Source organism: Microbacterium sp. GbtcB4 (assembly GCF_019091465.1).
GTDB classification, from domain to species: Bacteria; Actinomycetota; Actinomycetes; order Actinomycetales; family Microbacteriaceae; genus Microbacterium; species Microbacterium paraoxydans.
The window spans coordinates 800,412-807,280 of sequence record NZ_JAGXJJ010000001.1 but is presented as its reverse complement, the minus strand read 5'-3'; the positions used below and the strand labels follow the sequence as shown (position 1 = coordinate 807,280).

Sequence of the window (6,869 nt, the reverse complement as noted above, 5' to 3'; positions counted from 1 at the left end):
TCGTCCACCTCCCAACGCGCATCGCCAGCAACTGCCACGCTGGCGTCAGCGACACAAAGCCTGGCGTCAGCAGACTCTTCGATGTGCGCCGATGAGATTCCCGATAGTCGGGCAGTTCCGTCCTCGTAGAGCTCGATGGGTGGGTTGGTGGCATCCCGGACCGCTGGGTCCTTCGATCGCTGCCAGCTGATCGGAAACTCGAACTGATCGCCGGGCCCCGGTGTCTTCGTGAGAGCAGGAATGACCAAGACCGCGCATATCACCACGAGGAAGATGGCCACCCCCGCCCCCATTACTCCCCACAGCACGGTTCTACTCACTTGCACGCCATCTCTCCACTCGGTCGCGCGTCGGCACTCGGCGGTCGCAGCCCGAGGAGAGCCAGGGCGCCCGCCCCCGCCGTGAGCGCCGCGATCACGCCGATCCCGACCGCCGGCACCGTCACCGTCGCCACGGCCCCCGCGACGAGCGGACCGCCCGCGTCGCCCAGCTCCCGGCCCAGCTCCGCGCTGCCCATCGTGCGCCCCATCCGTTCGGCGGGCGTCGATGCCGCGAGGTGCGAGAACGCCACCGGCGTGGCCAGCCCCACCCCGGCACCGACCAGCACACCCGTGAGGCACAACACGACCGGGGTCACCCAGAGGGCCGAGAGGCCTATGCCCACGCCGATGAGAAGCAGCCCGCCGACTGCGCCGAGGCGGACCGAGAGCCGGCCGCGGTCGTGCGCCGCACCGACCAGGGGCTGCACGATGCTCGACACGACCGCCAGTACCGTGACGATCGCCATGCTGCCCACGGTGCCGAGTCCGGCCTCCCGCCCGAGCAGGGGCAGGAAGCCGACGGCCACGGCGAGCGCGCCGGTCGTCGCCGCCAGCACCAGCGTCGGGACGAGGAATCCCGGGGCGAGGATCTCCCGGCCGAGGTCGACGAGGGTCACCCGTTTCCGGGGCAGCACGGGCACGACCGGGACGGCGACCAGCACCCATCCCGCCGCGGCCAGCCCGAGCACGGCCAGGGCCCAGAACAGCGCCGGGATGCCGCCCGCCACCACCAGCAGCGCACCGAGCAGGGGGCCGAGCGCATATCCGAGACTCTTCCAGGAGCCGTAGCGGCCGAAGTACCGGCCACGCGACGCCTCGTCCGTCAATCGCGCCACCGCAGCGGAGGAGGCCGGCGAGAACGCCGAGGCCGCCGCCCCCTGGCCGAAGCGTGCGATCACGAGGCCGATCATTCCCGGGGCCATCGCTCCGACCACCGAGAACGCGGCGAAGGCCAGCAGCCCGCCGAGGATCACGGGACGCACCCCGACCCGGTCGCTGAGCGCCCCGAAGAGCGGCTTGAGCAGCACCTCCGCAAGGTCGTACAGCGCGAGCGTGAAGCCGAACGCCAGCAGCGTCCAGCCGATGTCCTCGGTCTCGGCGCCCAGGGCGGCTGCGATGCCGTGCGCGCCGAACGCGGTGGTGAATCCGGCGAGGTAGAGCGGTGCCAGGCGCGGGCGCGTCGAGGAGGTCACACCTGATCCTGGCAGACGTACCGCTCGCCTCCGCCGCGCGGGGGATGCCGCGCGGCGGCCCCCGCCCTACGGTGGAGGGATGGCCTTCACCCGGACGCCGACCCTGCGCGATCAGCGCGGCGATCTCCTCCTCGCGCTCGTCCTCTTCGTCGGGGCGATCCTCAGCGCGGCGCTCTCCTCCATCGCCCAGGTCTACGGCGACGAACAGGCCCCGCTGTGGACGGCCCTCGTCTACGCCGTCGTCGTGGCGGCGCCGCTCGGGTTCCGCCGGCGCTGGCCCGGCACCGTCGCCGTCGTGGTGTCGCTGGCGTACTTCACGGCCGTGACGATCCGGGTACCCGAGATCTACGTCGGCAACATCGCGATGTTCATCGCGCTCTACACGGTCGGCGCCTGGATGAACGACCGCCGGAAGGCGCTCGTCGTCCGTGTCGCGATCATCGTGGGCATGTTCGTGTGGCTCCTCATCACCATGTACCGCGACGCGATCAGCGAGGCGGACAAGGCGGACGTCGTCGCCGGCGCCATGTCGCCCTATGTGGCCTTCATGCTCATCCAGATCCTCCTCAACGTCCTGTACTTCGGCGGCGCCTACTACTTCGGCGAGCGCTCCTGGGCGGCGGCCGAGCAGCGCACCGTGCTGGAGGAGCGCACCCGCGAACTGGAGCGCGAGCGCGAGGTCACGGCGGCGCAGGCGGTGGCCCTCGACCGGGTGCGGATCGCCCGGGAGCTGCACGACGTCGTCGCCCACCACGTGTCGGTCATGGGGGTGCAGGCGGGCGCCGCGCGCCTCGTGCTCGAGAACGATCCGGCCCAGTCGGCGCGCATCCTCTCCGGGATCGAGTCCTCCGCGCGGGACGCGATCCAGGAGCTGCGCCAGCTGCTGGAGACTCTGCGGACCCCCGGCGGCGACGCGACCGAGCCGGCATCGACCGTCTCCCTCGACGACATCGCCGCCCTGGCGGAGGCATCGGCCGAGGCGGGTCTCCCCACCGCGTACACCGTGATCGGCGATCCGGTGCCCGTGCCCTCGCTCGTCGCCGTGAACCTCTACCGGATCGCGCAGGAGTCGCTGACCAACGCCCGTCGGCACGCCGGGCCGGGGGCGACGGCGGACGTGCGCGTGCGCTACGACGAGGACGGCGTGGAGGTCGAGGTCGTGAACACCGGTCGCGCCATCGCCCAGCTGCGTCCCGGCCTCGGCCAGCTCGGGATGCGGGAGCGCGCCGCGGCCTCCGGCGGCACGTTCGAGATCGCTCCGCGCGCGCCCGGCGGGGTGCGGGTGCGAGCGCGGGTGCCGCTCGGCGCGCCCGTGCCGGAGGACGCCCGGTGACCGCGCCGATCCGGGTGCTCCTCGTCGACGACCACGCCCTCCTCCGCGCCGGTTTCCGCACGATCCTCGACACCCAGCCCGACATCACCGTCGTCGGCGAGGCCTCGACCGGGGCGGATGCCGTCGCGCAGGCCGCCGACCTGCGCCCTGACGTCATCACGATGGACGTGCAGATGCCCGACATGGACGGGATCGAGGCGACGCGCCGCCTCGTGGCCGATCCCTCGGTGAGCGCCGCGATCGCGATCGTGACGACGTTCGATCGCGACGACTACCTCTATCAGGCGCTCGAAGCCGGCGCGAGCGGATTCCTCCTCAAGAACGCGGGCGCCGAGGATCTCATCTCCGCGGTGCGCGCGCTCGCGGCCGGGGACGGCATGCTGGCACCCGAGGTGACGCGCCGCGTCCTCACCCGCTTCGCCGGAGCGACTGCGAAGGCCGACGCCGCTCCCGCCCGCGCGGTGGCGAAGGCGTCCGCGGCCCCCGTCCTCGCAGAACCGCTGACCGAGCGGGAGGCCGAGGTGCTGACCCTGCTCGCCGACGCCCGCAGCAACGCCGAGATCGCCCGCGCCCTCTTCATCGGGGAGGCCACCGTGAAGACCCACGTCTCCCGCATCCTGCAGAAGCTCGGCGCCAGGGACCGCGTGCAGGCCGTCGTGCTCGCGCATCGGATGGGGCTGGCCTGACCGGAGGCGGACCGCTCGCCCGCGATACTCTCGGAGCCATGCCCGCCGCCGTCCCCGTGTCCCGTCCGATCGTCGCCGGGATCGTCACGGCGCTCGTGGGGTTCACGAGCTCGTTCGCGGTGGTGCTCACCGGCCTCGATGCCGTCGGCGCGTCGGCGGCGCAGGCAGCCAGCGGACTCCTCGCCGTGAGCCTCGCGATGGGGCTCGCCTGCATCGTGCTGGCCTGGCGCTACCGGATGCCGATCACGGCCGCGTGGTCCACTCCCGGTGCCGCCCTGCTCGTGGCGACCGGCAGCGTCGAGGGCGGCTGGCCGGCCGCGGTCGGGGCCTTCCTCGTGGCCGCGGCCCTCATCCTCCTCACGGCGCTCTGGCCCGCGCTCGGGGCCCTGATCGCCCGGATCCCGCCGTCGATCGCGCAGGCCATGCTGGCGGGAGTGCTGCTGCCGCTCTGCCTCGCGCCGATCACGGGGGTCGTCGCGAATCCGTGGGGCGTGCTCCCGGTCGTGCTGACCTGGCTGGTCTTCGCCCGGCTGGCTCCCCGGTGGGCCGTGCCGCTGGCCTTCGTCGCCGCGGCTGCGGTCGTCGCCGTCTCGCTGGTCTCCGCAGGGACCCCGGTCGACCCAGCCGTCCTCCTGCCGCGGTTCGAGCTGACGATGCCGGCCTTCACCGTCGGGGCCCTGGTCGGCATCGCGCTGCCGCTGTTCATCGTGACCATGGCGTCGCAGAACGTGCCGGGTATCGCGATCATGCGCAGCTTCGGCTACGAGGTCCCGTGGCGTCCGGCGATGCTCGTGACAGGTCTCGGCACCGCCGTCGGCGCTCCGGCGGGCGGTCACGCGATCAACCTCGCCGCCATCAGCGCGGCCCTCGCCGCGTCCCCTGACGCGGACCCCGATCCGGACCGGCGCTGGCTCGCCGGGGTCTCGACGGGGGCGTCCTATCTCGTGCTGGGCGCGTTCTCCGCCGCCTTCGCCACGCTCGTCGTGCTCGCCCCGACGGCGGTGATCCCGGCGGTCGCGGGGCTGGCGCTGTTCGGCGCCTTCGGCGCGGCCGTCCAGCAGGCGATCGACGACCCCGGCGAGCGCCTCCCCGCGGTCGTCACGTTCCTCGTCGCCGCCTCCGGCATCGCCGTGCTCGGGGTGAGCGCGGCGTTCTGGGCACTGGTCGCCGGCCTGCTCGTGCGCACGGTGCTGCACGCCGGCCGTCCGTCCCGCGGCTGATCCGTCGCCGTCCCCCCTGCGGGGGATGCCCCACCCCGCCCGCGCTCAATAGCGTGAAGGTCATGCGGATCACCTTCGGACGGAGCACCACGACATGACCACCGGACTGCTGGAACTCTCCGGCATCACCAAGAGCTACGGCAGCCGCCGGGTGCTGGACGACGTGTCGTTCACGGTCGCGCCGGGCCGGCTCACCGGCTTCGTCGGCGGCAACGGCGCCGGCAAGACCACGACCATGCGCATCATCCTCGGTCTGCTGTCGTCGGACGGCGGACGAGTCGACCTCGACGGGACGCCCCTCACCACCGCCGACCGCCGCCGCTTCGGGTACATGCCCGAGGAGCGCGGCCTGTACCCGAAGATGAAGGTCCTGGAGCAGATCGTCTACCTCGCGCGCCTCCACGGGTTCAGCAAGCCGGAGGCGACGGAGCGGGCGACCGCGCTGCTCACGGAGCTCGGACTCGGCGAGCGCCTCGACGACACGATCGAATCGCTGTCGCTGGGCAATCAGCAGCGGGCGCAGATCGCCGCGTCGCTCGTGCACGACCCCGAGGTGCTGATCCTCGACGAGCCCTTCTCCGGCCTGGACCCCATCGCAGTGGACGTCGTCGCCGGAGTGCTGCAGGCCAGCGCGGCCCGCGGGGCCTCGATCCTCTTCTCCTCCCATCAGCTGGACGTGGTCGAGCGTCTCTGCGACGACCTCGTCATCCTCGCGGGGGGCACCATCCGTGCCGCCGGGTCCCGGGACGGGCTTCGCGCCGAGCACGCCCGCGACCGGTACGAGCTCATCTCGGCGGGAGACGCCGGCTGGCTGCGCACCGAGCCCGGGGTCACGGTCGTCGACTTCGAGGGCGGCTACGCGCTCTTCGACGCGGACGGCCCCGACACCGCCCAGCGCGTGCTGCAGTCGGCGGTCGCGCGCGGCGACGTCGCGAGCTTCGCGCCCAAGCACCCCTCCCTCGCCCAGATCTTCAAGGAGGTCATCCAGTGAATGCCTCGACCCCCGCACGGAACGGGATCTGGCTGGTCGCCGAGCGGGAGATCGGCTCCAAGCTCCGCAGCAAGGCGTTCCTGATCTCGACCGGCATCCTGCTGCTCATCGCCCTCGCCGGCGTGCTGTTCGGCGGCTTCGCGAGTCAGAACAACGACGCCATGCCGGTGGCCGTGACCTCGGAGACCGCGACCGCCGTGTCCGCACTGCCCGACGTCGAGGTGACCGAGGTCGCCTCTCGCGCCGACGCCGAGGAGCTGGTCCGCGAGGGGGACGTCGATGCGGCGGTGCTCGCGGGGGACAACGCCGCGGGCTACACGATCGTCGCGCTGGAGGACGCCCCCGGATCGCTCGTGTCCGCGCTGTCGCTGTCCCCCGAGGTCGTGATCCTCGAACCGGTCACCACCAACCCGCTGCTGCGCTACTTCATCGCGATCGCCTTCGGTCTCGTCTTCATGATGGCCGCGGCGACCTTCGGCGGCACCATCGCGCAGAGTGTGGTCGAGGAGAAGCAGACCCGGGTCGTGGAGGTGCTGCTGTCGGCGATCCCGGCGCGCACGCTGCTCGCCGGCAAGGTGATCGGCAACACGGTGCTCGCGATGGGGCAGATCCTCGCCCTCGCGGCCGTCGCCACCATAGGGCTCATCGTGACGGGTCAGCGCGAGGTGCTGACCACCCTGGGCGCCCCCATCATCTGGTTCGCGGTGTTCTTCCTGTTCGGGTTCATCCTGCTCGCGGCGATGTTCGCGGCGGCGGCCTCCATGGTCTCCCGGCAGGAGGACATCGGATCGACGACGACCCCCATCACGATGCTCATCATGGCGCCGTACGTGCTGGTGATCGTGTTCAACGACAACCCGCTGGTGCTGACGATCATGTCGTACGTGCCGTTCTCGGCTCCGGTCGGCATGCCGATGCGCTTGTTCGTCGGCGAGGCGCAGTGGTGGGAGCCGCTCCTGAGCCTCGCGATCCTCCTGGCGAGCTGCGTCGCGGCGATCGTCGTCGGCGCGAAGATCTACGAGAACTCCCTGCTCCGGATGGGCTCGCGCGTGAAGCTCGCCGAGGCTCTGCGCGGCTGATCCCGGGACCCCGCCTTCGCGTCGAGACCCCCTGCTGCACGCGTGTG

General features: G+C 72.2%; 7 protein-coding genes. 5 read left to right on the top strand and 2 right to left on the bottom strand.

What is annotated here, in order from left to right; genetic code table 11:
- A partial coding sequence (locus tag KVS71_RS03800) for a hypothetical protein (protein WP_217583873.1) occupies positions 1–281 on the bottom strand: 281 nt, incomplete at its 3' end.
- A 35-nt stretch (positions 282–316) separates the two neighbouring features.
- Complete coding sequence (locus KVS71_RS03795; protein ID WP_368874547.1) at positions 317–1,513, bottom strand: MFS transporter; 1,197 nt, start codon at positions 1,511–1,513, stop codon at positions 317–319.
- Between the two features lie 79 nt (positions 1,514–1,592).
- Between KVS71_RS03795 and KVS71_RS03790 the strand changes: the two genes are divergently transcribed.
- The 5 genes from KVS71_RS03790 (at position 1,593) to KVS71_RS03770 (ending at position 6,822) form a co-directional block, all read left to right on the top strand.
- Positions 1,593–2,846 carry a sensor histidine kinase gene (locus tag KVS71_RS03790; protein WP_217583871.1) on the top strand — a complete coding sequence of 418 codons (1,254 nt, stop codon included), beginning with the start codon at positions 1,593–1,595 and terminating at the stop codon, positions 2,844–2,846.
- Positions 2,843–3,532 carry a response regulator transcription factor gene (locus KVS71_RS03785; protein WP_217583869.1) on the top strand — a complete coding sequence of 230 codons (690 nt, stop codon included), beginning with the start codon at positions 2,843–2,845 and terminating at the stop codon, positions 3,530–3,532. The genes KVS71_RS03790 and KVS71_RS03785 overlap by 4 nt, the downstream gene beginning before the upstream one ends.
- A 38-nt stretch (positions 3,533–3,570) precedes the next feature.
- Complete coding sequence (locus KVS71_RS03780; protein WP_144881853.1) at positions 3,571–4,752, top strand: benzoate/H(+) symporter BenE family transporter; 1,182 nt, start codon at positions 3,571–3,573, stop codon at positions 4,750–4,752.
- A gap of 106 nt (positions 4,753–4,858) precedes the next feature.
- Complete coding sequence (locus KVS71_RS03775; RefSeq protein ID WP_217583919.1) at positions 4,859–5,743, top strand: ATP-binding cassette domain-containing protein; 885 nt, start codon at positions 4,859–4,861, stop codon at positions 5,741–5,743.
- The gene (locus tag KVS71_RS03770) at positions 5,740–6,822 is read left to right on the top strand and encodes an ABC transporter permease (RefSeq protein WP_144881851.1); all 1,083 of its coding nucleotides are present in this window, start codon (positions 5,740–5,742) and stop codon (positions 6,820–6,822) included. Before KVS71_RS03775 ends, KVS71_RS03770 begins: the two co-directional genes overlap by 4 nt.
- The last annotated feature ends 47 nt before the right edge of the window (positions 6,823–6,869 follow it).